Source organism: Chryseobacterium sp. (assembly GCF_041914225.1).
Classification (GTDB): Bacteria; Bacteroidota; Bacteroidia; order Flavobacteriales; family Weeksellaceae; genus Chryseobacterium.
Genome location: NZ_JAYSDT010000002.1, coordinates 55,067 through 81,300, shown reverse-complemented (window position 1 = coordinate 81,300; position 26,234 = coordinate 55,067). Strand labels below are relative to the sequence as shown.

Genomic DNA, 26,234 nt, shown 5'->3' with positions numbered 1-26,234 from the left:
ATGTCTAAAAACTAACTTCTAATTCTAAACTCTAACTTCTAATTAAAAACAATGAAGAGTTTATTAAACATCATAAAAGGGATCACTTTTTCAGTTTTCATACTCGGAGCCATTTCATCCTGTATGGCAAGAAAAGAATATGAAAGACCGAAGAACGTTGTGGACGAAAAGCTTTTTCGCACAGACATGCTTCCTTCGGACAGTACCAGTATTGCAGATATTTCATGGAAAGAAATATTCACTGATCCGATTTTACAAGGACACATTTCTAAGGCATTGGAAAACAATCTCGATATCAGAATTGCTTTGGAAAGTATTAATTCTGCGGAAGCGTATCTTAAACAGAGTAAAGCAGCCTATCAGCCGACACTTTCTATCGGACCCAACTATACATTTCAGACCCAGTCTATCAATACCCAGTTTGGACAGATCATTGGAGAAAGACGTTATGTAAACCAGTTCGATATTACGGCAAGTATCGGTTGGGAAGCTGATATCTGGGGCAAATTAAAGGCACAGGAAAAAGCACAGCTTGCGACTTATTTAGGAACTGTTGCAGCTCATAAAGCCGTTAAAAGCAGTTTGGTGTCTTCCATTGCTTCTGCGTATTATCAGTTGTTGACTTTTGATGCACAGAAAAGAATTATCACAGAAACAATTGCCGTAAGGGAGAAAAACCTTGAAGCCACAAAAGCTTTAAAAGCTTCCGGAACTCTTACTGAAGTAGCTGTACAGCAGAGTGAAGCACTTGTTTTCAATGCCAAGTCATTACTGATTGATATTGATACACAGATCCAGCTGCTTGAAAATACCATGAGTCTTCTGATGGGAGAACCTTCTCATTCTATTGAAAGGTCTACTTTAGAAGGACAAAAACTTCCGATCGATCTGAAACTGGGATATCCTACTCAGCTTCTAGCCAACCGTCCGGATGTGATGAGAGCAGAGTTTAACTTAATGAATGCTTTCCAACTGACGAATGCTGCCAAAGCCCAGTTTTATCCTACTTTAAAATTAACGGGAAGCGGAGGACTTCAGTCTGTAGACATTGACCATTTATTCAGCGTAAATTCATTGTTTGCGAATGTAGTAGCAGGATTGGCACAGCCGATTTTAAATAAAAGACAGATCCAGACTAACTATGACGTAAGTCTTGCCAATCAGGAAACGGCCTATCTGAATTTCAGAAAAACTGTTCTGACAGCCGGAAAAGAAGTTTCTGATGCCATCAGGGTATTTTCTGTACAGGATTCATTTATTGAATTGAAACAAAAAGAACTTGATGCCTACAAAAAATCCGTTGACTATTCCCAGGAATTGGTTAACTATGGTATGGCCAACTATCTTGAAGTGTTGAATGCAAGTGTGAATTCATTGAATGCAGAGCTTAATATTTCCAATGCAAGATACAGTAAAATGAAAGCAGCCGTAGAGCTTTATCAGGCTTTGGGCGGCGGCTGGAAATAACCGTATTCAATGTAACATTATAAGAACGTATGTCATCAATGGCATACGTTTTTTTATTTCTAAAGACTAAAATTATAAATATGATATTTAAAAGTTATAGCAATATTGTAGATTACCTGTTCGGAATAAGAAGACGATATGGAGAGTTTGAAATTAAAATTGGATGTAAATGATTATCCAAAAAAATGGCCGGAATTTACTCCGGCCACGATTAATTTTATAATCTCTTTTTATTGAACATAGGCTACATAAGATTCATTAATAGCTCCTTTTGAAGTTGCAGCAAAGAATGCATAGTCTATCCAGAAAAATCCATTGTCACCCCATGTTGAACCCCAGGAATTTTGTACTTTGAAAGCCTGCTTTGCATCGTCATAACCTACTACACAGATAGCATGTCCTCCTCTTACACGGCCGGAATGGTTTTTCCATATCCAATTGTTTGCTGAGCTTAAATTATCAAAACTTGAATCTACTGAAATTGCAATGACTATTGGTAAATTCATACTTAGAAGAGTCTTTACATTATTGATATTTGTTTTATCCACAGTAGCCCAGGTTGTAAATGTGTGTGTAGCTGCTGCACTTTTTTGAGTAGCATTGGGTTGGGTGGAACATTCAACATCTGTATATGGCATTTCATTCCAGCTGCACACTCCCTGATTCTTTATTTACTGCTCCTAATGAACGCATTGCCTGATTTTCCTGTTTTGGCTCCTGAATATTTTGTTCTTCTTCATTTCTGTTACATGAGGAAAGAGATAGTGCTCCCAAAACAATAGCGATTAATTTTAGATTTTTCATCATTATATTATTTAAAGTTTACTCTGTGAAAATATAAATTATTATCATATAACGATGTTTTATTTTATGAATTTATCAATGATTTAATTAAATTTAAGAATTTATTTAATTTATTGACTGGATTTGGTTCTTATTATTGATTTTATTCATTATTAATGAATTTTAATGTAAAATTATAAAATATAGCTTTTGGATGCATTTTTCATAGTGTATCTATGTATTCTATTGAATTCCGATAAATTTTTGAGAAGCTCAAAGCGGATATCTATAAAATTTCTTCTTTAAGAATATTGCAGGTTCGTCAGCTAAAGTGTTGCCAGGATCTCCATGGCTTTTTTCTCCTTTTCAGAGATTGTTTTTAAAATATCCGAAGCCTGCTGAATATATTCCATTTCCTTTGTCTGGCTTACTTTTTCAAACAGTTGAGATACAGTTGTCCAGAGTTCAGCGATTTCTATGAATTCTTCATATCCTGTTTTCAATTGATCCAGTTGAAGCAGTTCATAACTTTCTTTCAAAAAATCGCGGTACAAATTTCTGAACAAAGCTCCACCTGTTCCTGCTTTTTCCATAAGCAGGGCTGCCTGTTTAAATTCTCCTTCAATATTCTTGCTTGTATTGAACCATTTGACAATTTCAGTGCTTGTTTTCAAAATGCCTTTGTATGATATATTCGTAATGAGTGGGTTCAGATACTCTGCAGCATTATTTTTAATTGCCGTTACTATTGCTTTTCCCAGATCAGATTTTTTGTTTTTCCGGATTGTGTAATACAGGTTTTTGGAAGACATTGGTCCCTTTTCAGCACGGGCCATTGCCAGACTTTTTAATGAAGTTTTCACCTGGCCGCCCTGTTGTCTGGTATCAATCAGGAATGCATTTTCATGATCATAACCGTAAATCGCAGCATAATGCCCGGCAAAATGGAAAGGATTTGAAAAATATTCCAGATGATAGCAATCCATTTTCAACCCAACTGTCTGTCCGTTATCAAGAAGCGCTTTTACCTGATCCCATGCCTTTTGTTGTGAAGAGGTTTCTTTAACCGTTAACTCAAGGTTTAAGTTTTTTGCTAAGTTCTGAGTGAGCAGATCAGGTTTTATTCGTCCTCCGATGAAAGGGAAGTCCATTGTTTTCATATTCCAATAGATAAAGCCAAAACCTTCGCCCAACCCGAAAAGCATTGGTTCAGAAAGTTCAATTCCGATTTGTCGCAGTAGAGTTCCTGTTGCTGTAGTTTCGCAGTGCTGTCCGTCAAAGGGCTTTAGATTTTCTATTTTCATTTTTAAAGTGATGTTTTGTATGGTATTAATTTGAGCAGAGAAAATTACATAAATATCATCGAATAGAAATTCAGGTTTGCTATTTTGTGTTAAATTTCTTTAAAACAGAAAAATAATTTACAAATATGTATTCAACTACGTAGTTTTATACTTTAAAATACAAACACTATGAAATTAGAAATACAGCCCATAGGAAATTCTTATTCGGAACAGGCTATTGACCTGATTTTAACGATCCAGCAGAAAGAGTTTAATATTCCGATCACCATTAAAGATCAGCCTGATCTTTTACAGATTGAAAGTTTTTATACGGAAGCCGGAGGTAACTTCTGGGGCGCTTTCGTGGATGGCGAACTGGTAGGTTCCATTGCATTGGTTAAGTTTGACGAAAGGGCAGGAGCGATCAGGAAAATGTTTGTGAAAAAAGAGTTCAGAGGAAAAGAACTCAATATTGCGCAGGAATTACTGGAAATTTTAATTGCTTTCTGTCGTGAAAACGGAATTGATGATCTGTATTTGGGGACCATAACGGTACTGAAAGCAGCACAGCGTTTCTATGAAAGGAATCATTTTGTGAAGATTGAAAAAGGAAATTTACCTGTTAAATTTCCCCTGATGAGTGCCGATGATATTTTTTACCATTTACATATTGACTGAACATGAATGTAATTAACGAAGCAGGAATTCTTGCCATATCCACAAGGCTGCACCGCCTGAGCGAACAATTGAGAAAGGACGGTGCATTGATCTATAAAGCATTCGGAATCGATTTTGAATTGAAGTGGTTTCCGGTCATTTTTACCATTTACAAAAAAGAAATAGCAAGTGTGGTAGAAATAGCCAATGAAATCGGATATACGCATCCATCAACCATAACCCTGCTCAAAGAACTTGAAAAGCTGGAGTTGATACAGTGGGAAAAAGATAAACAGGATGAAAGAAAAAGACTGTTTAAGCTCACTTCAAAAGGTAATGAGCTTATTGAAAAAATGAAACCAGTGTGGGAACTGATGTCACAGGTTTTGGGAGATATCGCAGACAATAAAAACAATCTGCTGACTGCCATTGATGAAGCAGAAGAGAAAATTGCCAGTCAGTCTTTTTATCAGAGAGCGATGCAGGTGAAGAATGAGAAATAATTTTATTTGCTGTTAAAAAATTAGCTGTTCAAATAATACATATAGCTACTGACAAACTATTGTCACCAAAGTATTTTAATTTTACATCATCAGTAAAAGAAAAATTATAGGGAAAATGGATGAGAAAAAAACTTTCTATGTCAATACAAAAGAAGACTGGCGGCAATGGCTGGAAGAGAATCATCATATAGAAAAGTCCGTATGGCTCATCTGTAATACCAGAAAATCAAACTTACCCACTGTTTCCTGGAGTGAGCTGGTAGACGAAGCACTTTGTTTTGGCTGGATTGACAGTACAAGAAAAACCATTGATGAAGGATCTTTTATGCAGTTATTCAGCAGACGTAAGCCCGGCAGTACATGGTCTAAGATCAATAAAGAGAAGGTTCAGAAGCTGATAGAAAATAATCTGATGACAAAAGCAGGATTTGATGCATTAATATTGCAAAAGAAAATGGCTCCTGGAATATTTTGGACAGTGTGGAAGACCTGGTAATCCCGGAAGATTTGAATGAAGCTTTTAAAATGCATAAAGGCTCCGAAGCATATTTTCTGAGTCTGAGCAAATCTGTGAGAAAAATGATGTTGCAATGGATTGTACTTGCCAAAAGACCGGAAACACGAAAAAAACGTATTGATGAAATTGCAAGACAGGCCGCTCAGAATAAGAAGCCTGATAACTTTTAAGTTTGTGATTAATATATAAAAACAGGCTGTTCCAAAAAAGAACAGCCTGTGTAATTCATTCATTATTGAAATGATATTGTATTAGAATCTCAAAGTCGCTGCAACAGACCAGGTTCTTCCAAAACCAAGGAATCCTGTATTACCGTCTGCAACTCCCTGATACATTCTGCCAGCTTCCTGGTAATTTTTTCCGGCATCCGGGCCATTGGCAATTTTATCACCTGCGAAGATGTTGGAGCTTAATTCAGAAATATAATATTTGTTGAATAAGTTGTATACGTTCGCTCTCAATGTTAAAGACTTTTTCGCATCAAGTGTGAATTTGTAGGAAGCACCTACATCAAATAAGTGATAGCTTGGTAATTTTACAATTCCTTTTTCTCTTGCGGCTTCCGTAAGGAAATTGATCGGGTTGAACTGTGCATAAAGCTTGTCATAATATTCCCAGTTGGCATCAATACTGAAAGCTTTGGTAATATTATAATCAGCTCCGATGCTGGCTGTTGTTTGAGCTGCATCTCCAACCTTCAGGTCTTTAATATTGATTGTTCCTGTTGCTCCTGCAATTTCCTGGTTGTTCTGAACATCAAGAATATTAAAGTTGGCGTTTCCTTTATACTTCCAGTTCCCCAATGACACCATTCCTCTCAGTCTAAGGTTGGCGAAAGGTCTTGCTTTTGCCTCCAATTCAATTCCCTGGTGTAATTGTCCTACGTTCAATGCATTATAGAAATAAGCATTTCCAAGGGTTAATTGAGAGAATTTGGCAACATCAGCAGCCGTTGCATTGAATGTTCTTGAAATGAATCTGTCATCCCACTGCGTTCTGTAAGCGTTGATGTTCACATCCACATAACGGGATTTGAAACCGTAACCTAACTCTACAGAGAAGATTCTTTCATTCTTCGCATCATTATAGATGTTCTGGTTAGAAGGGAATAAAGCGTTGAATAAAGGCTGTCTTGAGATAACCCCTGTATTGAAAAATACATTGTGGTGATCGTCAATATTATAGTTGGCACCTCCTTTTACAATATAACCCGTTTTGTGATACCATTTTGTTTCCTGGTTCCCGGGAGTGTACAGCATATAATCTCTTCTCTTATAATATTGCTCGGAAACTGATCCCTGAACAGATGCACTCAGCTTTTCAGAGCTGTACTCAACCATTCCGTAAATACCTGCCCATTTTACCAGACCTTCATTGTGGATAGATACTTTCTGAGCATCTTTAAGCTTGGTAAGCGGTTCCGGCTTCACAGTTTGATTAATATAGTATCCTTTTGGAGCATTGGCTGTAGTAGGAACAAATAATGCATCAGATCCTAACATATCGGTTACAATATCATATAAAGCTCCTTTGTATGTTTTAAGATCAATACCTCCGTTGAAAGTCCAGTTATTTTTTTTGTAATTAAGGTCTGCGATTACACCATACCAGTCATGAGCATTGATACTCTGCTTTCTTACAATACCGCTGGTTCCGTTCAGAGTAGAAACATATTGTCCGTTGTAATCACCAGGAGAACCTGCAGGTGCTGTAAAGGTAGATTTCTGGAAGGTATTTCCATTATAATCTGTTACCATACCACCTCTGTTGTAACGGTAAATCATATCCCAGTTGATCGTACCGTCTCCGCCAGGACCATAATTCATGAAATTCATGGTTTGTCCAGCAGCGTTCTTGATAGAACCGTTAAGTCCGGTACCTCCACCGCCACGTCCCCATGAACCATAAACAACTGTAGATAACTTAAGATTATCATTCATTGTCCAGTCCCAGTTCAACGATGCGATTGGCTTATGGTAAAAGTTAGGAGCTAAATTGAATTGAGAACCGTTTAACATCCCTGTCTGCGGGTTGTATCTTCTTCCATAGGTTTCAAACTGCTGCAGTGTTGCTACGTTCGCTCCGGTTGCAGAAGATCTTCTTGTATCGTGTACCTGTGGCGCTCCGGTTGCGATTAAATTGAAAGCATGTTTTTCATTAGGCTTAAACCCTGTTGAGAAAAACCATGAGTAACCTTCTCCTTTCGTTCCGTTGATGTATCCGTCACCTTGCCAGCGGGAAAGCAATACGGTTGTTCCCCATTTGTTTTTTAACCCTGAAGAGTACATCGCAGAAATTCTGGAGTAGTTATCATTACCAACTTCACCTTTGATCATTGCTTTCTGCTCGGCATCGGTAGCTTTGGTTACAATATTGATCGTTCCTCCCACAGAAGGAACTACAAATTTAGACGCTCCCAAACCTCTCTGGATCTGAATATTGCTGGCAATATCTGCCAATCCCGTCCAGTTAGACCAATATACAGTACCTCCCTGCATGTCATTCACCGGCTGCCCGTTGATAATCACCGCAATGTTGGCACCATCAAAACCTCTCATGTTGATTCTGCTGTCTCCAAATCCTCCACCTACTTTAGTTACGTAAACGGATGGGGTAGACTTCATAATCTCAGGGAATTCTCTGTTTCCCAGTTTCTCCTGAATTTCTGCAGCCTTGATGTTGGAAACTGCAACAGGAGTTTTTCTCTCTTTGGCTGTTTGGGAAAGGTTTCTACCCACCAACATCACCTCATCAATAGATTTGGATTTTTCTAATGAATCCTTCGTACTCTGCCCGTAATACAGGGCCGCCGTAGGTAATACAAGCGCTATAATTAGACGCTTTTTAAAAATAATGCTCATGAAATAAACTAGCGTGTTTGATTTTAAGGCTGCAAAGATGGATAATTATTTTTTAATTAAGTATTAAATCTTAACGAAGTGATTTTATTCAGTTTTTGGAACATGCTTTATGACTCACTTTTTTGAATATGTTAATTATTTTACCTCTTTCGTTTACAATTTGTTATAAAAGAAAATGATGAAAAAAACGGCTTGTTTTTAACGGATAAAAATAATTATGTGGTTCTCCACATTTTTAAATAAAACCAAATATTGTTAAAGAATATATTATAATAATAGCTAAGCAATACAAGTTATAGATGACTTGGATCATAATTTTTATACTGTTGTTTCGATAACTTGTATCATCATTTTATTCCAAATCGTATTATTTATGAAAAAAAATTTTTTTGAAAGGTTTTCGGATCGTGTTGTTTGTATAACCGGAAGTCCCGGTGCTTTTATTACGGCAAGTTTACTGGTTATTGTCTGGGCTGTATGCGGACCTCTTTTCAATTATTCTGAAACCTGGCAGCTTGTTATCAATACAGGTACCACCATTGTAACTTTTCTGATGGTATTCCTGATTCAAAAAACCCAGAACAAAGATTCCAAGGCTATTCAGATTAAGCTTAATGAACTGATTGCATCTTATGAAAAAGCCAGTAACCGGCTGGTTGATATTGAAGATCTGACGGAAGAAGAACTGGACAAGCTCCATAAATATTACGAGAAGCTTGGCCAGCTGTCCAAAGAACAACAAGATCCGAAGGATTCCGAAAAAGAAGAAAAGCCGGGGAAGTCCTGATATAATAAAATATAATCAATGATTTTAAAATCTTCACAAATTGCTCACGCTGATTCATTATCGGTGAAATCATTAGTGCATTTCGTCATAGAACTGGAAAAGCTGTTTAAGCGTATCGGAGAATATCTGCTTTTGGGTAATGAAACTGTTTCAACAGCCGAAAGTGTTACTGCTGGCTTTCTGCAGTTTTCCTTTTCCCAGATGAAAGATGCTTCCCAATTCTTTAAAGGGGGAATGACCGCGTATACTTTAGAAGAAAAACTAAATCTTCTTGGCGTAGATGCTGCTGAAGCCAGGCAATATAACAGTGTATCTCCCCATATTGCTGAAACCATGGCGTTACAGGCAGGTAAAATATACAAAACAGACTGGTCTATAGGAGTAACGGGATATGCTACTCCGGTGGAAGAATCACAGGGAAAGCTTTTCGCCTACTTCGCCATTGCTTATAAAGGAAAAGTTGTGCTTTCAGAAAAATTAGATCTGCATTCCAGGACAAAATCTGTTAATGCCCAGCTTTATTACAGTGAATTCATTCTGGTATGCTTTAAACTGGAGCTGGATAAGCACCGACAAAACAAAGAATAAAACTATTTCTATACTAAACTATAATCACACCTATGAAAGATTTACAACTGGAAAATAAATCTGTCCTTATTACAGGAGCAGACAGCGGAATTGGTAAAGCCATAGCTCTTTTGTTTGCCAAAGAAGGAGCTGATATTGCATTTATACACTATCATGATGCCAAAGATGCTCAAAAAACAAGTCAGGAAATTGAAAAACTGGGACACAAAGTGCTCTCATTTGAAGGAGACATTAATGACAGTACATTCTGTAAAACTGTTGTTGATGAGGTCGTTTCCAAATTCGGTGGAATAGATATCCTGATTAATAATGCCGGGACACAGGTTCCTTGCAAAGCGATAGAGGACCTTAAAGAAGAAGATATCCGCAAGACTTTTGATTCAAACATTATTGGAATGATCCTGCTGACAAAATTTGTATTTCCCCATTTAAAAAAGGATGGTGTTATTATTAATACAACCTCTGCCACCGCTTATATGGGACATGAAGAACTACTGGATTACTCCGCTACCAAAGGAGCCATTGTTTCCTTCACACGCTCACTGGCGCTTCAGGCTAAGCCCAAAGGAATACGGGTAAATGCCGTAGCGCCCGGGCCTGTAGCCACTCCGCTTACGGAAAAAACATTCGGGGAAGAAGATGAGGATCAGGATAAACCGCCGTTAGAACGTAATGCCTCTACTGAAGAAGTGGCAGCAAGCTTTTTATTTCTTGCTACAGAGGCTTCGGCACAGTTTACCGGGCAGGTTCTTCATCCGAATGGCGGTTTAATTGTTAACGGTTAATACTTTTTAAATATGAACGGTGTTATTATTCAGTTTTTCCATTGGTACCATCCGGGAAACCTTTGGAATGAATTTGCTGAAAAAGCAGAATATTTAAAAGATCTGGGGTTTACTGCCGTCTGGTTTCCTCCTGCCAATAAATGCAGTCTCAATATGGAAGGGCGTGGCTATGATGTCTATGATCTTTATGATCTGGGAGAATTTGATCAGAAAGGAAGTATACCGACCCGGTACGGGACAAAAGCGGAATATTTACTGACCATAGAGAAAGCGCATGAAGTGGGAATGTCTGTGTATGCAGATATTGTCTTAAACCATAGGATGGGAGGAGATGAAGAAGAAAAGATGGTGGTGCATCAGCTGAATGAAGAAAACCGTAGTGAAAGAATCTCTGAAAATATGGAGGTTTCAGCCTATACGAAATTTACTTTTCCGGGAAGAAAAGGAGTCTATTCGGACTTCATATGGGATTAAAGAAGGAGAGGAGCTGAAGGGTGTTTTTAAAATCCATAATGAATATGGTGAAGAGTGGACGGATGCCGTAAGCCACCAGTTCGGTAATTATGATTATCTGATGGGAGCTGATATAGAATACCGGAATCCTTATGTTGTGCAGGAAATGAAAAACTGGATCAAATGGTATATGGATACAACTAAAGTTGAAGGGATACGCCTCGATGCTTTAAAACACATTTCTTCAGACTTCCTGAAAGAATGGACCCAATATATAAAGACAGAAATTAACCCTGAATGCTATATTCTGGGAGAATTCTGGAAAGACGAAGCCGAGAAAATTGAATATTTTTCTGATAAAATGACTGATCTCATTTCCTGTTTTGATGCCCCGTTGCATTATAATTTCTTCAGGGCTTCAGAGGAAGGTAGAAATTATGACCTGAGCGGAATATTAAAGGGAAGCTTTTTGTAAAAGAAGCCCGTCTTCTCCGTTTCCTTTGTGGAAAATCATGATACGCAGCAGCTTCAGGCTCTTGAGTCTGCGGTGAAAGATTGGTTCAAGCCTTTGGCTTATGCTATTATTCTTCTTACTGATGAGGCTTATCCTTGTGTATTTTATCCTGACCTTTTTGGCGCAGAATATATTGATATAAAAGAAGACCAGGAAGTACATATCATCATGCCGAAGGTAGAAGAACTTCCTGGTCTCCTTGAAGCAAGAAAGCTTTTTGCATACGGTAAACAGATCGATTATTTTGATCATCCCAACTGCATAGCTTTTGTTCGGACAGGAGATGAAACACATCCGGGATGCGTTGTGATTATGTCTAACAGTGAAGAAGGTTATAAAGAAATAGAACTGGGGAAAGAGCATGCCGATTCAGTCTATATTGATTTTTTGAAGAACCGTCACGAAGAGATTTCTACTGATCAGAATGGAAAAGCAGTATTCCGGGTAAATCCGGGTTCGGTAAGTGTATGGGTGAGAAAACAATAGAGTAATGGAGATAAACCGTAGGTTTCTTATTCACTGTAAACAGCTGTACTTTTATATCTAACAATATGAACTACCGATGGCCATTTTAGATACCACATCTTTGTATTTCAGGCAAAAATGGTCTTATAGTTGCAGATTTATTATCAATCAAACACTAAAATATTATATTATGGAAACTAAAACGGCAACTAAAAAAGCATCAGCCAAAAAAACAACAACAGCGAAGACATCCGCAAAAGCTCCGGATAAAAAAAATGCAGCCAAAAATCTTGAAGACCTTTTTGAAGATGCACTCAAAGACATATACTGGGCTGAAAAGGCACTATTGAAAGCGCTACCGGGAATGATGAAAAATGCTGCCGATGAAAAGCTTAAAAAAGGCATTGACAAGCATATCACCGAAACAGAAGGTCATGTTGAAAGACTGGAGGAATGCTTTAAAGCACTGGGTAAAAAAGCTCAGGCAAAGAAATGCGATGCCATGCAGGGATTGCTTGATGAAGGGAAAAGCATCATGGAAGAGACAGAACCGGGAGCAGTAAGAGATGCGGGAATCATTGCAGCTGCACAAAAGGTTGAACATTATGAAATTGCTACGTATGGTACACTGGCAGCATTCGCAAAAGTATTGAAAGAAGAAGAATGTCTTAAAAACTTTTTAAGCACATTGGAAGAAGAAAAAAAATGTGATGAACTGCTTACAAAAGTTGCTGATACCAATCTTAACAGCAAAGCAATGTAAACATACAATCTTTATAAAAAAAGGAGACCTGAACAATCAGGTCTCTTTTTTTGCGGTTACCGGTCTCCTGGACTTGTTCCTTCAAATATATTATTCATAAGATCAATTTTACAATGGTCTGTCAGAATATGAACCTTTAGATTTTCTACATAAACGGGAAATCCTTTTTTAGCAGTTTCAGTATTTGTCTGTCTGATTTCCTTTGCATTGATGATCCATACAGACCCCGATCCTCTGCAGGTTGCCTTATGTCCTTCCTCAATAAGAAGCGCAGTATCTTCTCCCAGGCCGATTCCCCAGCATTCCTGATGTAAAATCACAGCATGCGCAAGCCTGCCGAACCTTGCACGGTGAGCAAAATGAGTATCTATAATACAGTTTTCAATGAATCCCAATCCGGAATCCAGCTCAATGTCATGTTCAAGGATTGCTTCTCCGTTTACTGCTTCGAGAATAACTATTTTAGGCATACACATTGCCCCTGCGCTGGTACCCGCAATCATAAAGCCTTCTTCTTCATTATATTTTTTCTTCAAAATATCCGTAAAAACAGAGGGCTGCAAAAACCTGCAGATTTTATCCTGGTCACCGCCTGTAAAAAATATCGTTTTTGCTTCTTCTATTCTTTTCAGATAAAAATCTGTATGTACCTGATCATCACAAATATCCAGAAAGCCAAAGTTGGTATATCCGATTTCTTCAAATGTTTTGGTGTAAGTTTCCTGCATTTCTTCAGGCTCAGAAGTTGCCGTTGTAATTACTTCAATACGGTCATCTTTAGAGGTTACCAGCAGTTTAAGAATCTCGTTGGGCGAAAAATTATTGTTTTTTTCTTCCATATCAGGCTCATCGCCATCTCTGTCTTCCTTACCGCCAATAATAAGTAATTTTCCTTTGGGTATCATATGTAAATTTATTTAAGGTTAAAATCATTGAATTGTATTTCTACGGGTAAAATTTAAACTGTTATGAAACTGATTATCTTTAATAAGATCTCCGGTACATAAATTAATACCTGATCCTTCAGTAAGAATATGTCCCCTGAGATTTTTCATAAAAACAGTAGTTCCTTTTCCTGCCTTGTTTTTGTTAATATGCCTGGCGTCGACTGTCATTACTGTACTGCTGCCGTAGCAGGAAGCTTTGTAGCCTTTCTCAATAACCAGCAACATTCCGTTATTAAGGCCAATACCAAGACATTCAGGATGAAGCATAATGGCTCTGATCAGCTTTTTAAATCTTGTTCCGCACTCAAATTTTGTATCAATGATACAGTTATTGATAAATCCGAAACCTTGATGAATTCCTTTTTCGTTCACCAAAAGTCTTGGAACATACATTGAAGCGGCATTCATTCCGATAATTGTAAAATCTTCTTCATGAATGTACTTCTTATGTAAAAGCTTTAGTATATCGGATTTTTTCAGTATTTCACAAATTTCCGGATCCTCATTCGCGATAAAAATTATTTCAGCCTGGGAGATTCTGGCATAATAATCATTAAAATTATTTTCCTGATGAACATGGATAATCCCTAAGTTGATATATCCATGCTTCTGTAATGCAGCAGAATACTTTTCTTTATATCCTGGCTTGGAATCTGAAATGATCATTTCAATACGGATGTTTTTATGTTCTGGTAACAAGTTGAACAGCTGAGCAGGAATCTGGTTGATATCCGGTTCCTGTTCTCCTTCCAGATAAGTATCAGGAGTGCTGTCACCAATAATGATGAGCCTGCCTTTTGGATACATAGGATAATGATCCTTATTCATTACCGGTTTTTACGTTTATACTGTCGTTTTCCTGCTGCAAGGTGTCTGAAACTTCAGTAAGGGTTTGGATCGTATCTGAAGCTTTGTTATTTACCGTTTCTTTTCTGTTATTTTGATCGGTATATTGGGTTTCGGATTTTGTACATGCCGACAGCATGAGCAATAATAACATATATAATGCTGCTTTTTTCATAATAATCAATTTGGTTATATCAAACTTAATGATCAAAAAGAGAAATATTTATGATGTGAATCACAATTTCCGGATAGTAACAAATGGTGAAAACAAATTGTTCAGACTCTTGTGAAAAGAATACCGTTCACTTATGTATCATATTTAATATATTTGCAGATATATTTTGTATCAATATGCTGAAAGAATTATATGCTTTGGCGGAAAACAGCAACAACAATGGGACAGCTTAGTTTATTTAATACGGAGGATCTGTACGAATTTCCGAAGGATCTTCTTGAGTACAGAGAGCATTTTCTGAGCAGGGAAGAAGCGGACCAGCTTAAGGATCATCTGCTTGAAACGGTTTCCTGGAAACAAAGGACCCAGAAAATGTACGATAAGACAGTTTTAACACCACGATTAACCGCATGGTATGGGGATCAGGAAAATGATTATCCTTTAGGGAATGGTGAACTGGAAACCAATCATTGGACACCTGAACTGTTATCCCTGAAGCAGAGAATAGAAGAAACATTCGGGTATAAGTTCAATTCCGTATTGCTCAATCTGTACAGGGATCATAATGATTCCGTTGCCTGGCACAGAGATAAAGAAAGCAGATATGGCAAACGTCCTGTGATTGCATCGGTGAGCTTAGGGCAGACCAGAAATTTTGATTTCAGAAAAAAAGACCACTATCAGAGTAAATACAGCCTTCCGCTTCCGCATGGCTCATTATTGATTATGAAGGGAGATTTGCAGGAACATTGGGAACATCGGATTGCTAAATCTGTAACGGCTATGAAAGAGCGTATTAATCTGACATTCCGGTTGGTTCATCAGTCTTAAAATATTCATTCATACTGTTTTATGATCATGCCTGATCTGTTTTTGGCAGATAAATTGTTGCTTGTATAAACAAGTCATTACAGACTTCAATTATCACCATTTAAAATTTATTATTATGAAAAATTTTGTAGTAACAATTTTTGCAGCAGCTGCTTTAATGGCCTGCAAAAAAAATGAACCGACATCAACTACCCAATCTCAGGAAAGTACGACGATGTCTGCTCCTGTAGAATCGGGAACGACAGTAAGTGACTCAACCAAAATGCCTGAAACAAAGAACCAGGCAGGCACGCTAAGCGATCAGGACAAAAAGTTTGCAGATGCTGCAGCCATAGGAGGACTGATGGAAGTAATGATGGGAAAACTGGCAGCAACCAATGCAGAGAATTCAGTTGTAAAATCTTTGGGAGCAATGATGGTTACAGATCATAGCAAAGCAAATGACGAGCTTAAGAAATGGGCTTCAGGAGCCGGCTATACCTTACCTGCAACCTTAGATGCCGAAAAGCAGAAGATGTATGATGATCTGAAAGCCAAGAAAGGAAAAGACTTTGACAAAAAGTATACAGATCTTATGGTGAGTGATCACAAAGAAGATATTGAAGCATTCCGGAAAGAATACATAGAAGGAAAAGAAGCTTCTCTGAAAGCGTTTGCCGGCAAAACTCTTCCTACATTGGAACATCACCTGCAGGAATCTGAAAAAGCTAAAAATGCAGTAAAATAATATCGGGAAACTTACTGATCTTATGACCTGCATCATAAAAAGGACAGGATATAATTGATACTTTTGAAAGGATTAAATATTATTTTGTTCTTGATTAATAAGCTCCTCTTTTTAAGAGGGGTTTTTTATGAACTTTACTCTTTCTTTTTATATTCTTCAATTTTCCTGAACTGGTTATAAGAATTTTTCAGGCTGCGAAGCTGTTCGGATACTATTTTGTTACTCTTTTCACTTAAATTCCCGCTGATCAATGCGTTTTCATAAGTTTCTATAGCTGCTTTTTCTCCAAACACTACATTTTCCAGGGTAGACTCTACCAGATTTCCCATGGTAAATGAATTTTTAATATCAATCCATGTTCTGTGAAGGGCGCCTACAATGGAAGTGGAGCCATCAGGAACACCCTGTTTTTCTGTGATGAGGTTGATCAGTTCATTTTTCATAATTTTCGACTGGGAAATCATATGATCATATTCATCCTTTACATCAGGATACATTTCCCATACTTTTCCTTCAACTTTTTCAAAGCCTTCCATTCTGTCGTTGGTAATGTGAAGTAAGTCATTCAATACTGCAATTTCTTGTTGATTGTTCATAATATATTTTTTTTAACTAACCATAAAATTATAATTTGCCTGACCGGTTTTTTATAATCCTGGTCATATAATCCGGAAATAAAGACTGATGTAATTTTCTTTTTCGAGAAAAAAGCAGCAACTTTGCCTCAACAATGGGGTGCTACAAAATAACAGTGGCTGAGATGATACCCGGGATATATTTCCACACCTGATCCGGATAATGCCGGCGTAGGGATTGCTTATTGATCATCTCATCATTTGATTTCTAAAATTAATATGATGCAGGACATTTTAAAACAAATTACCTGGCCTGAATGGTTCGGGGTTTTATTTTCGGTAATTCAGGTCTTACTGGCCCGTAAAAACAATGCCAACAATTATCTTTTCGGAATAGCAGGTATTCTGCTTACTTTATACGTAATGGTGACCTCGAAGCTTTATGCTGAATTCACATTAAATCTTTATTATCTCATCATGAGCATCTACGGATGGCTTTACTGGAAATTCGGAAAGCAGAAATCTGAAATGGAAATTTCTGTTACTTCCACACCAGAAAAATGGATTGCGGGAGGAATTGTTCTGGGAACATTCATTTTATTCTGGTCTTTTCTCACACATTTTACCGACTCGGATGTTCCGGTCTGGGATTCTCTGGTAAGCGCTTTTGCTTGGGCCGGCATGTGGCTTATGGCACGAAGAAAAATTGAGAACTGGGTAGTCCTCAATATCAGTAATATAATTTCCATACCGCTGTTGCTGCATAAAGAATTATATCTCTATGCTGTTTTAACATCATTTTTATTTATAGTAGCCATTTCGGGTTATATGGAATGGCAGAAACTTATTAAAGCCAAAGCCCATACTCAGTACTAAAGACTGCTGATAAATATCCTGATTTTTGAAATAAAGTTAATATAGATTTAATATGATTGACATTGCTTTTAGATATTTTTGTAATACTATTCCATTGGAATACAAGCGAAATAATGTAAAAAAAACTCTGAACTGAAGAAAGTTTCAGCAGGGAATAACCTCAATAAATTGTATGCTCCAAAGGGGATCGGAAATAGAGGTTATTTTTTTCATCAAAAATATAAACCTGGAATTTCAATCTTTTACAATTTACAGGAATTTTTCTAAAATTATTGTTAAAATCGTTAATATTAAACAACTGTATAGTATATTTTTAATTATTTCACTATATTTGGAATAATAAACTAACCCATGGAATAAGCCACCATAAAAATTTGTAAAACAAATTATCAGAGATTATGCAAGACTTATTTTCGTTAAACGGTAAGAATAGGGATTATGTTATTATGCATTTTAAAAAAGAAATGTACCAATGGAGAGAAAAGGATGGCTGGATTACTGTTACCATTAAGGAGTGGTACAGAACAATGGTTATATCATATCTGATATGCAATAATCTTGTTATTTTAATGATTATAAAGACAAAGGTCACTCCATTTTACGAAAAATATACAGTACTATAATATTTTACCTGTTACAGTAAATGATTTTATCTGAGGGTAGGATATTCCCGTAAAAAGATACCACAAAAATATATTATTCAATATTAAGTGAGTAATTTGGCATGCTCGTTGATGTGTTGAGAAAAGTTTTATTGAACACCACTTCACATAACTTATAATTCATTTTACACTTTTTCACCTCCTGATCATTCAGGAGGTTTTTATTTGGTTTTTAACATTTCACATCCTGGAGTATTAAAAGTAATGAATAAAATATACCTTACTTTGACGGATAAAACAGCCACATATTGCTATTGAAAGAAATCAAGTGTAAGGATTTTCAAAGCCTAAACATAAATACAAAATGTTAGACCAGAACCTGGATTCAGTTATTTTCATCGGCTTGGTTTTTGTAACATGATCAAATATGAGAACAATGGCTGATAATAACCTTCTTTCATATTTATAACTAACTTATGAACAATAATCAGAAGTCTATTTACAGTGCTCTGGCCGCAAATCTTCTAATTGCGCTGACAAAATTTATTGCCGGAAGTTTCACAAACAGCTCCTCCATGATCTCTGAGGGAATTCATTCAACGGTTGATACCGCCAACCAGCTGCTTATACTTTATGGGATAAAAAGGAGTAAAAAAGCACCGGATCAATCACATCCGTTCGGATATGGCAAAGAACTTTATTTTTGGTCCTTCATAGTTTCTATTTTAATATTTGGGCTGGGTGGGGCACTATCAATCTATCAGGGAGTAGCGCACATGATGGAACCTGAGATAATGAAAGACCCTTTCTGGAATTATATCGTGCTGGTTCTTTCACTTATTTTTGAGGGAACTTCTTTTATTATCGCTGTAAGAGCATTTAACCAAACCCGCAACGGGATGAGATGGTGGGATGCAATTGTCAAAAGTAAAGATCCATCCAGCTTTCTTGTTGTTTTCGAGGATGGGGCTGCAGTGGCAGGGCTTATCATTGTAATGATTCTGATGTGGTTCAGCCATTCACTGCAAATTCCTGAACTGGACGGATTAGCGTCTGTAATTGTAGGGTTATTACTGGTTTTTGTTTCCTTTATTTTGGCACGGGAGAGCAGGAGCTTACTTATGGGAGAAGGAATCGCCTCCGAAACGAGAGATAAAATTACCAGACTTGCAGAAAAGGACGCCGCTGTTGTAAAAGTAAAAAATATACTGTCCACTTACCAGTCGCCGGAAGAGGTAATATTGATGCTGATCATCGATTTGGAAGAGCACCTTGATACTGAAGAGATCACCGAAGCCACACAACGGATACGGACAGATATTAAAAATGAATTTAAGTTCGTTCGGTTTGTGATTATCCAGCCGGAATAAAAAGGTTACCAAATTTCTATCCCTTTGTTATTCAAATTGGCTGAACCTTTTTTATCACAATTCCACGCCTGTTTAAATTCCCTTAATTGTGCCAGAGGGCCGTTTATTCTAAACCTGAAAGGTACATGAGGATTGGTAAGCAGTTCATTACGTAAAGCTTCAGAACTGATGTTGCCATGCCACATTTGTGCCCATCCTAAAAAGAAACGTTGCTGCTAGGTGAATCCGTTAATGGGTTTAGGCTGATTTCTTTTATCGTAACTTTTTTCAAGTGCATGATAAGCCAGGGTAAGTCCACCGAGATCCGCTATATTTTCACTTATTGTGAGCTGTCCGTTAATATGTAAACCCGGCTGCCCCTTCATTTGGTTAAAATAATCAATGTATTGTTTTGTGAGGTTTTCAAAATTATGTCTGTCTATTGATGTCCACCAGTTATTTAAATTACCTGACGCATCGAATTTAGAGCCTCTGTCATCAAAAGCATGGGTTATTTCATGTCCTATTGCTGCGATTATGGCCCCATAATTTATAGCATCGTCCGCTTTATGGTTATAAAAAGGTGGCTGCAGGATACCAGCTGGGAAACATGCACTGTTGGTATATTGATCATAAAAGGCATCAACGGTCTGCGGTGTTGCATGCCATTCACCTCTATCTACTGGTTTGTCAATTTTCCTGATGTTTTCATTATGATGAAAAACTGCTACAGAAATAATATTGTCTATCAGACGTGATGGTTGTATGGAGATCCCGAAATAGTCGGGCCATTTGTCCGGATATCCGATCTTGAAAGTCATTGTGCTTAGTTTTTTGTGTGCCGAAGCTTTAGTGCTGTTACTCATCCAGTGTAAGCTGTCTATACGCTGATGATAAACCCAGCGCACATTCTCAATCATTTCACCTATCTTTTGTTTATCCTGCTCAAGGAAATATCTTTGAACAAAAAGCTTACCCAAGGGCATACCCAATGCTTGCTCCAACTCTTTGATGGCCATATCTATGCGGCTTTTTTGTTCTTTTTTCCCAGCCAGTACTGTTCCGAAAAAAGCAAAGTGAGGATTGCTGTATTTCTGTGGCAGATAAGGTGCAAAACGAGATAAAAGCTGCCACCGGGTATATAATTTCAATACAGTTAATGGTGTTTTATACAGAACAGCTGTTAAATTACTCATATAAGCCCTGTCTTCAATAATAACAGTCTGTGTATTAATTCCCTGTGCTTTTAAAAACCCGTTCCAATTAAACTGTGGTGTTATGCGACTGAGTTCCGGGACAGACATCTTATTATAGGTTTTTATCTGATCGCGCAACATCAGACTGGATAGCTGCAGACCGGCCACGTTTTGTTCCAATTCGTAAATTTTAGAACCAGGGGAGACCTCTTTAAGGCCTGCAATTTTATACATATTGTCGATGTGCCGGATCATTGTGTTTTTTAGGCTGACATTTTTAGGTTCTTTTAGAGTATAATAGCTTTTATCACCCAAAGTTAGTCCGCCTTGCCCTAACGAAAGAATATTCATCTGATTGTTATGAGCATCGGCTTCTACCTTATAACTGATAAAAGTGGGTACACCAAGCTTTTGAAGTTCCCCGGAGAAGTTTACCCAGTCGTTATAATCTTTAAGATGATCAATTCGCTCAAAATAGCTGTTAAGCGGTGAAAGTCCTAGTTTTTCTATGGTAGCAGTATCCATATAAGATTTGTAAAAATCAGCTATCTGCTGAGATTCTGAACCTGATTTGAGATCAGGTAGTTTACTTATGCTGTCTACAATGTTTTTCAGTTTCACTTTGTTGTCCCGATCAAGAATTTCGAAGGCACCCCATCTGCTTTCAGTAGCGGGAAGCGGATTTTCCTTCTTCCAGTTACCATTGGCAAAGCCATCAAAATCAATACATGGATTCTTAGTAGAATCAATATTGCTGTTATCAAAACCTGAATTATTAGAAACCGGATGAATGTCCGATTTCTTTTCAGTTTTGCAGGAAAATAGTATCGTTATAATAATTAAAAGTGTTGTTAACTTGTAGTTTTCCATACTAATAAATGTATAATCTTCACCTATTTAGTTAAACGGTTTAAGGTAGCGAGAAATTTTGTTGTAATACATTTTTTTTACCGTTTAATGATGTGCTGTTTCATTATTTTATCCAAAAAGATATTGAAAAGATATATGGTAATTATTATCATCCATCGTTTTAATCATTATTTACTTTTCAATTTGAAATAATCCATAAAACAGAGATTCTGTTACAACTTTCCTTATTTGGGCTACATTAACCTATTAGATGTTTTGGACCTTTGTTGTATAAAAATACCTACACAATGAGCCTTATCAAAATATTAATTATTGTTACCAATATCAATATATATGCGAGTGGGAATTATCCTACCGGTCTGTGGTTGAGTGAGCTCACCCATATTTACCATGCAGCAAAAGAAAAAGGTTATGATGTTACCATCGCAAGCCCCAATGGCGGCCATATTCCTATAGATCCTGAAAGCCTGAAATTTTTTACACTGGATAAAGTTTCAAAAAAATACTGGAATGACAATTCCTTCCGTGAACTGCTGAATAACAGCAAAAGTCTTAAAGAAGTGGAGAATGAAAATTATGATGTAGTATATCTGGCAGGCGGACATGGAACAATGTATGATTTTCCCGAAGACAAAACGCTTCAAAAAATTATTGCTGAACAATATGAAAACGGAAAAATGGTGGCGGCCATTTGTCATGGAGTCGGTGGTTTGCTTAATGTAAAATTATCTGATGGAAGTTATCTGATCAGAGATAAAAAACTTACAGGCTATAACTGGTTTGAAGAAAGTCTTGCCGGAAGAAAAAAAAGAAGTCCCCTTTAATCTTGAAGCAAGCTTAAAAGACAGAGTCTCCGATTACAGAAAGGCGTTTATCCCGATGACTTCCAAAGTTGTGGTTGACGGTAACCTGATTACCGGGCAAAATCCGTTCAGTTCAAAGAAAATGGCAAAAGTTATGATACATGAACTGGATAAACAAATTGCAAAATCTAAAATCATAAATAATCAACATTAAAAACAGGCTAAAATGAAAAAATTAAAAATTCTGGCAATTGTAGTAATTATCGGTATAATCCTGCTCTTTGCCCCTGGCTTTTTTCTAAGTAAAGCTGCCGTTAATACTGCTTCAAATAAGGAAAGTGTACAACCGATAACCAATAATCCTACTGATAAGGATACGCTCATTGAACTGGCAGGGCAGAAGATACCCGTACTGAAAGGCGGTTTGTTTGACAGGTTTCGTTCCAATTCGCCTATGGATATAGTGGCAAAGGAAAGGTCTGATATTGATCTGAGTTGGTTCAAAACCATTCAAAAGCAAAAAAAAGAAGTGGGATTTACTACCTACTCGCCGAACTTCTATTACAGTAACAGCAGCATAACAGCTATTTACACTGCGGATATGGCCAAAATAAAAGAGCTGATACCGGAAAAGGTTAAAGGCCTGGTAAAACCGATTTCCTATACGCCTGGCAAGGGACTGATAGCTATTACATCTTACGCTTACCATTATTGTGATAACGATTTTTATAACGAATTGTCTATCTCTATTGTAACCACACAACCGGGTAGAAGCAACTGGGGATTGATTTCGCTGATGGGTGAGCTTAAAGATAAGAATCTGTGGGGTTATGTGCTGAAACTGCCTGTAAATACGGAACTGGCAAGAGTGAGAGGTGTTTATGGTTACAATTTACCAAAATGGCTGATACCTATTGACTATACTAATGAAGGCAATAATCTGACGTTCAATTACTATGATGAAAAAGGGAATTTTGACTTTTCAATGGCAGGGAAAAAGCTGGATATCTCCGCGTCAACACCGGAAATTACCCGTTCCAATTTCATCAATCTGAATAAGCAGGGGCAGCTAACTCATGGTTATACCGATGTTCGCGCCATAAAGAAAGCGAGCAGCAAAAAAGCTGAAGACATCCAATTAAACCTGTCTGATGGCCCTTTGTCAACCTTTATCAAATCATTAGGTTTACATAAACTGATTAAGTATGATTATCAGCCGGAGTTTCAGGCAGCATTATACACACCAGAACTGGTGCAGGAAGAGAATAAATAATCCAATAACCTAAAAACTTAAAGCAATGGATTTTGATGAAATATTCCGGTCACAAAAAGCATTTTTCAATACACATCAGACAAAAGATATAGCCTTTCGCAAGGAAACGTTGAAAAAGCTGAAAAGTATTCTCAAAAAGAATGAGAATAGTATGTATGACGCTATTTATAAAGATTTTCGCAAAGGAAAATTCGATACCTTTTTAACGGAATTGAATCTCATCTACAACGAAATCGACTTTTTCCTGAAAAATCTTGATAAGCTCAGCAAGTCTAAAAAAGTAAAAACACCACTGAATCTACAACCTGGAAACAGTCATATTTATTATGACGCCTTGGGGGTAACGCTGGTCATTGGGGCATGGAATTATCCTTTGCAACTCACATTGCTGCCCATGGTTACAGCTATTGCGGCAGGAAATACCTGCGTACTGAAACCCAGTGAGCTGCCGGAAAATACAATGCACCTGTTATCAGATTTAATCAACAATAATTTTCCGTCCGATTATCTATTCGTTGCTGAAGGCGGTGTTCCCGAAACCACTGAGCTGCTTCAACTTCGCTGGGATAAGATTTTCTTTACCGGAAGCCCGAAAGTGGGGAAAATAGTATATGAAGCAGCGGCTAAAAACCTCGTTCCTGTTGTGCTGGAGCTGGGTGGGAAATCTCCTGCCATTGTTACTAAAACAGCCGATTTGGAAGTTGCAGCAAAGCGTTTGGTTTGGGGAAAGTTTTTAAACGGCGGACAGACCTGCATTGCCCCCGATTATCTGTTGGTGGAAGAACCGGTAAAGCCGAAATTATTACAGCTGATAAAAGAAAAGCTGGAAGAGTTCAACTATTCAGATGGTGCGGAGCATTTCACCAGCATTATCAACAAAAGAAATTTCGACCGTGTTTCTTCGCTGATTGATAAGGATAAAATTTTCTATGGCGGCAGAACCAATGAAGAAACTTTATATATTGAACCTACGATCTTGGATAATGTCAATTGGGATGATGCCGTAATGCAGGAGGAAATTTTCGGACCTGTTTTTCCGGTCATTGGCTATACCGATTATGATGAGATTTTGGAAAAGATCATTGCAGGAGAAAAACCTATAGCGGCCTATCTGTTTACAAAAAATGAAGAAGAGAAAGAGAAGCTTCTTCATCTGGTTTCTTTCGGTGGTGGTGTCATTAACGATACTTTGATGCATATTACCAACCATTACCTTCCTTTTGGCGGTATTGGAAACTCCGGTATCGGAAGTTATCACGGCGAATATGGCTTCCTTGCGTTTTCTCATCAAAAATCGGTTATAGATAAAGCCACCTGGGGAGAACCGGATCTGAAATACCCTCCTTATACTGACAAAAAAATGCACTGGATAAAGAAGATGATGTAACAGAGATCCGGTTACAATTTTCCTTGATTGGGTTACTTATGCGCATCCATTTATTGGTAACTTTAAATAATTGAAAAAGGTTAGATTGATCGGGAACATGATCACGGGGCAAACCTATTCAGTTCAAAAGAAATGGCAAAAGCTGTTGTTAAAGGGCTTAATAAATGATAGAATTTTCAGACTTATATAAATCAAATATAGTTAATCATTAAAATTTTAATTATGGCATCAAACGTAAAAGCGGAAAACGATCCGCAGATCCTTTCCGGGATCAGAGAATTTCTAAATGCATTGAATAACAGTGGAGGAAGTCCCCTGGAAACCTTAACACCCGAGGAAGCAAGACAGGTATTAGTGGATGCACAAAAATCAGTAGAGGTGGATTACTCCGGCATTATTGAGACAGAAAGAGAAATTACACAGGATGGTATTACTGTAAATATTCATATTATCAAACCTGCAAACGCAACCTCAGAAAAGCTTCCGGTATTTATCTTTACCCACGGTGGAGGCTGGGTACTGGGTGATTATCCTACGCACAGAAGACTGGTTAGAGATCTGGTTGTGAATAGTGGAGCTGCCGCAGTTTTTACGGACTATACGCCATCTCCGGAAGCGCAATACCCGGTAGCCATCAATCAGATCTATGCTGCGGCCAAATGGGTATCTGAGAATGGTGCGGAAATTGGTGTGGACGGCAAAAATATGGCGGCTGCCGGAAACAGTGTAGGCGGGAATATGACAGCAGTACTTTGTCATATGGCCAAGGATAAAGGTGGGCCCGAGATCAAATTCCAATTATTATTGTGGCCGGTAGCGGACGCTGATTTTACACGTGAATCCTGGCAAAAATATGGTGAGGGAAGATTCCTGACCGCACCATTAATGAAATGGATGTGGGACAATTATCTGCCGGATCTGGAAAAAAGAAAAGAGTATTATGCAACACCTCTCAGTGCTTCTATAGATCAGTTAAAAGGATTGCCACCTGCATTGGTACAGTTGGCCGAGAATGATATTCTTTATGATGAAGGATTAGCATATGCCAGAAAATTAGATGAAGCAGGTGTGCCAACCACTATCCAGACTTATAACGGATTTATCCATGATTATGGATTATTAAACCCTCTGGATCATATAGAAGCGATAAAGTTTTCTTCTGAACAGGGTGCATTGGCACTTAAAAAAGCGTTGTTCGGAAAGGCTTAGTTTTTCAACTTTTTCCCGGATATTATTTTCTAGACTTATATTTCGAAGGCGAATGAATAATTACATTCGCCTTTTTAAATAGAACAGTTCTTTTTCTTTGAACCTTAATATTAGCTATAGCTGCATAAAGTCAGATAATAGC

At 37.5% G+C, this 26,234-nt stretch carries 29 protein-coding genes, 1 pseudogene and 1 riboswitch; of the genes and pseudogenes, 21 read left to right on the top strand and 9 right to left on the bottom strand.

Annotated elements, in window-relative coordinates; translation table 11 throughout:
- The first annotated feature begins 51 nt into the window (after positions 1-51).
- Positions 52-1,467: an efflux transporter outer membrane subunit gene (locus tag ACE3RB_RS01360; protein WP_374462540.1), complete on the top strand. Its 1,416-nt coding sequence runs from the start codon at positions 52-54 to the stop codon at positions 1,465-1,467.
- A 230-nt stretch (positions 1,468-1,697) separates the two neighbouring features.
- Here the strand turns inward: ACE3RB_RS01360 and ACE3RB_RS01355 are convergent, their stop codons facing one another.
- The 3 genes from ACE3RB_RS01355 to ACE3RB_RS01345 all read right to left on the bottom strand — a co-directional run bounded on the left by ACE3RB_RS01355 (position 1,698) and on the right by ACE3RB_RS01345 (position 3,554).
- The gene (locus ACE3RB_RS01355) at positions 1,698-2,105 is read right to left on the bottom strand and encodes a C1 family peptidase (RefSeq protein WP_374462538.1); all 408 of its coding nucleotides are present in this window, start codon (positions 2,103-2,105) and stop codon (positions 1,698-1,700) included.
- A 1-nt stretch (position 2,106) separates the two neighbouring features.
- Positions 2,107-2,274, bottom strand: coding sequence for a hypothetical protein (locus tag ACE3RB_RS01350; RefSeq protein ID WP_374462537.1), 168 nt, complete (start codon positions 2,272-2,274; stop codon positions 2,107-2,109).
- 302 nt (positions 2,275-2,576) lie between these two features.
- On the bottom strand, positions 2,577-3,554 hold the full coding sequence (locus ACE3RB_RS01345; protein ID WP_374462536.1) for a BtrH N-terminal domain-containing protein: 978 nt from the start codon (positions 3,552-3,554) through the stop codon (positions 2,577-2,579).
- Between the two features lie 168 nt (positions 3,555-3,722).
- On the opposite strand from ACE3RB_RS01345, the gene ACE3RB_RS01340 reads away from it, so the two are divergent.
- From ACE3RB_RS01340 to ACE3RB_RS01325, 4 genes are all read left to right on the top strand, one after another.
- Complete coding sequence (locus tag ACE3RB_RS01340) at positions 3,723-4,211, top strand: GNAT family N-acetyltransferase (protein ID WP_374462535.1); 489 nt, start codon at positions 3,723-3,725, stop codon at positions 4,209-4,211.
- A gap of 2 nt (positions 4,212-4,213) precedes the next feature.
- Positions 4,214-4,693, top strand: coding sequence for a MarR family winged helix-turn-helix transcriptional regulator (locus ACE3RB_RS01335; protein ID WP_374462534.1), 480 nt, complete (start codon positions 4,214-4,216; stop codon positions 4,691-4,693).
- Between the two features lie 115 nt (positions 4,694-4,808).
- On the top strand, positions 4,809-5,189 hold the full coding sequence (locus ACE3RB_RS01330; protein ID WP_374462533.1) for a YdeI family protein: 381 nt from the start codon (positions 4,809-4,811) through the stop codon (positions 5,187-5,189).
- Positions 5,174-5,380, top strand: a complete 207-nt coding sequence (locus ACE3RB_RS01325; RefSeq protein ID WP_374462532.1) for a YdeI family protein — start codon at positions 5,174-5,176, stop codon at positions 5,378-5,380. Before ACE3RB_RS01330 ends, ACE3RB_RS01325 begins: the two co-directional genes overlap by 16 nt.
- Before the next feature lie 81 nt (positions 5,381-5,461).
- Here ACE3RB_RS01325 and ACE3RB_RS01320 read toward each other — a convergent pair whose 3' ends face one another.
- The gene (locus ACE3RB_RS01320) at positions 5,462-8,071 is read right to left on the bottom strand and encodes a TonB-dependent receptor (protein ID WP_374462531.1); all 2,610 of its coding nucleotides are present in this window, start codon (positions 8,069-8,071) and stop codon (positions 5,462-5,464) included.
- 373 nt (positions 8,072-8,444) lie between these two features.
- Here ACE3RB_RS01320 and ACE3RB_RS01315 point away from each other — a divergent pair, with 373 nt between their 5' ends.
- The 7 genes from ACE3RB_RS01315 (at position 8,445) to ACE3RB_RS01285 (ending at position 12,426) form a co-directional block, all read left to right on the top strand.
- A complete protein-coding gene (locus tag ACE3RB_RS01315) occupies positions 8,445-8,858 on the top strand; it encodes a low affinity iron permease family protein (protein WP_374462530.1) in 414 nt (137 codons plus the stop codon).
- A gap of 18 nt (positions 8,859-8,876) precedes the next feature.
- Entirely contained in the window at positions 8,877-9,446 is a 570-nt protein-coding gene (locus ACE3RB_RS01310; RefSeq protein ID WP_374462529.1) for a CinA family protein, read from the top strand.
- A 32-nt stretch (positions 9,447-9,478) separates the two neighbouring features.
- Positions 9,479-10,231 carry an SDR family oxidoreductase gene (locus tag ACE3RB_RS01305; protein WP_374462528.1) on the top strand — a complete coding sequence of 251 codons (753 nt, stop codon included), beginning with the start codon at positions 9,479-9,481 and terminating at the stop codon, positions 10,229-10,231.
- Positions 10,232-10,243: 12 nt separating this feature from the next.
- Entirely contained in the window at positions 10,244-10,705 is a 462-nt protein-coding gene (locus tag ACE3RB_RS01300; RefSeq protein ID WP_374462527.1) for an alpha-amylase family glycosyl hydrolase, read from the top strand.
- Positions 10,596-11,159 carry an alpha-amylase family glycosyl hydrolase gene (locus ACE3RB_RS01295; RefSeq protein ID WP_374462526.1) on the top strand — a complete coding sequence of 188 codons (564 nt, stop codon included), beginning with the start codon at positions 10,596-10,598 and terminating at the stop codon, positions 11,157-11,159. Before ACE3RB_RS01300 ends, ACE3RB_RS01295 begins: the two co-directional genes overlap by 110 nt.
- 27 nt (positions 11,160-11,186) lie before the next feature.
- Entirely contained in the window at positions 11,187-11,684 is a 498-nt protein-coding gene (locus tag ACE3RB_RS01290) for an alpha amylase C-terminal domain-containing protein (RefSeq protein ID WP_374462525.1), read from the top strand.
- A 169-nt stretch (positions 11,685-11,853) separates the two neighbouring features.
- The gene (locus ACE3RB_RS01285) at positions 11,854-12,426 is read left to right on the top strand and encodes a DUF892 family protein (RefSeq protein WP_374462524.1); all 573 of its coding nucleotides are present in this window, start codon (positions 11,854-11,856) and stop codon (positions 12,424-12,426) included.
- Between the two features lie 56 nt (positions 12,427-12,482).
- Here ACE3RB_RS01285 and ACE3RB_RS01280 read toward each other — a convergent pair whose 3' ends face one another.
- Genes ACE3RB_RS01280 through ACE3RB_RS01270 form a run of 3 tightly spaced genes read right to left on the bottom strand, consistent with a single transcriptional unit; the run spans position 12,483 to position 14,394 of the window.
- Complete coding sequence (locus tag ACE3RB_RS01280) at positions 12,483-13,331, bottom strand: cyanophycinase (protein WP_374462523.1); 849 nt, start codon at positions 13,329-13,331, stop codon at positions 12,483-12,485.
- Between the two features lie 24 nt (positions 13,332-13,355).
- Positions 13,356-14,201: a hypothetical protein gene (locus tag ACE3RB_RS01275; RefSeq protein ID WP_374462522.1), complete on the bottom strand. Its 846-nt coding sequence runs from the start codon at positions 14,199-14,201 to the stop codon at positions 13,356-13,358.
- Entirely contained in the window at positions 14,194-14,394 is a 201-nt protein-coding gene (locus tag ACE3RB_RS01270) for a hypothetical protein (RefSeq protein WP_374462521.1), read from the bottom strand. The genes ACE3RB_RS01275 and ACE3RB_RS01270 overlap by 8 nt, the downstream gene beginning before the upstream one ends.
- Positions 14,395-14,586: 192 nt before the next feature.
- Here ACE3RB_RS01270 and ACE3RB_RS01265 point away from each other — a divergent pair, with 192 nt between their 5' ends.
- Together ACE3RB_RS01265 and ACE3RB_RS01260 are read left to right on the top strand one after the other, a co-directional pair.
- Entirely contained in the window at positions 14,587-15,225 is a 639-nt protein-coding gene (locus ACE3RB_RS01265) for an alpha-ketoglutarate-dependent dioxygenase AlkB (RefSeq protein ID WP_374462520.1), read from the top strand.
- A 115-nt stretch (positions 15,226-15,340) separates the two neighbouring features.
- Positions 15,341-15,952 (top strand): DUF4142 domain-containing protein, encoded by a 612-nt coding sequence (locus tag ACE3RB_RS01260; RefSeq protein WP_374462519.1) that lies wholly within the window; start codon positions 15,341-15,343, stop codon positions 15,950-15,952.
- Positions 15,953-16,086: 134 nt separating this feature from the next.
- On the opposite strand, the gene ACE3RB_RS01255 is transcribed toward ACE3RB_RS01260, so the two are convergent.
- Positions 16,087-16,548 (bottom strand): DUF2383 domain-containing protein, encoded by a 462-nt coding sequence (locus ACE3RB_RS01255; RefSeq protein ID WP_374462518.1) that lies wholly within the window; start codon positions 16,546-16,548, stop codon positions 16,087-16,089.
- 125 nt (positions 16,549-16,673) lie between these two features.
- Positions 16,674-16,782: riboswitch (TPP riboswitch) on the top strand.
- Between the two features lie 24 nt (positions 16,783-16,806).
- On the opposite strand from ACE3RB_RS01255, the gene pnuC reads away from it, so the two are divergent.
- Positions 16,807-17,403, top strand: coding sequence for a nicotinamide riboside transporter PnuC (pnuC, locus tag ACE3RB_RS01250; protein WP_374462517.1), 597 nt, complete (start codon positions 16,807-16,809; stop codon positions 17,401-17,403).
- A 1,078-nt stretch (positions 17,404-18,481) separates the two neighbouring features.
- On the top strand, positions 18,482-19,375 hold the full coding sequence (locus tag ACE3RB_RS01245) for a cation diffusion facilitator family transporter (protein ID WP_374462516.1): 894 nt from the start codon (positions 18,482-18,484) through the stop codon (positions 19,373-19,375).
- Between the two features lie 5 nt (positions 19,376-19,380).
- Here the strand turns inward: ACE3RB_RS01245 and ACE3RB_RS01240 are convergent.
- Positions 19,381-21,420, bottom strand: a pseudogene (locus tag ACE3RB_RS01240) (M13 family metallopeptidase).
- Between the two features lie 287 nt (positions 21,421-21,707).
- On the opposite strand from ACE3RB_RS01240, the gene ACE3RB_RS01235 reads away from it, so the two are divergent.
- From ACE3RB_RS01235 to ACE3RB_RS01215, 5 genes are all read left to right on the top strand, one after another.
- Positions 21,708-22,244, top strand: coding sequence for a type 1 glutamine amidotransferase domain-containing protein (locus ACE3RB_RS01235; protein ID WP_374462515.1), 537 nt, complete (start codon positions 21,708-21,710; stop codon positions 22,242-22,244).
- The gene (locus tag ACE3RB_RS01230; RefSeq protein WP_374462640.1) at positions 22,213-22,437 is read left to right on the top strand and encodes a hypothetical protein; all 225 of its coding nucleotides are present in this window, start codon (positions 22,213-22,215) and stop codon (positions 22,435-22,437) included. The genes ACE3RB_RS01235 and ACE3RB_RS01230 overlap by 32 nt, the downstream gene beginning before the upstream one ends.
- A 12-nt stretch (positions 22,438-22,449) precedes the next feature.
- On the top strand, positions 22,450-23,496 hold the full coding sequence (locus tag ACE3RB_RS01225) for an acetoacetate decarboxylase (ADC) (protein WP_374462514.1): 1,047 nt from the start codon (positions 22,450-22,452) through the stop codon (positions 23,494-23,496).
- 25 nt (positions 23,497-23,521) lie between these two features.
- Positions 23,522-24,883 carry an aldehyde dehydrogenase family protein gene (locus ACE3RB_RS01220; protein ID WP_374462513.1) on the top strand — a complete coding sequence of 454 codons (1,362 nt, stop codon included), beginning with the start codon at positions 23,522-23,524 and terminating at the stop codon, positions 24,881-24,883.
- A gap of 222 nt (positions 24,884-25,105) precedes the next feature.
- Complete coding sequence (locus tag ACE3RB_RS01215) at positions 25,106-26,092, top strand: alpha/beta hydrolase (protein ID WP_374462512.1); 987 nt, start codon at positions 25,106-25,108, stop codon at positions 26,090-26,092.
- The last annotated feature ends 142 nt before the right edge of the window (positions 26,093-26,234 follow it).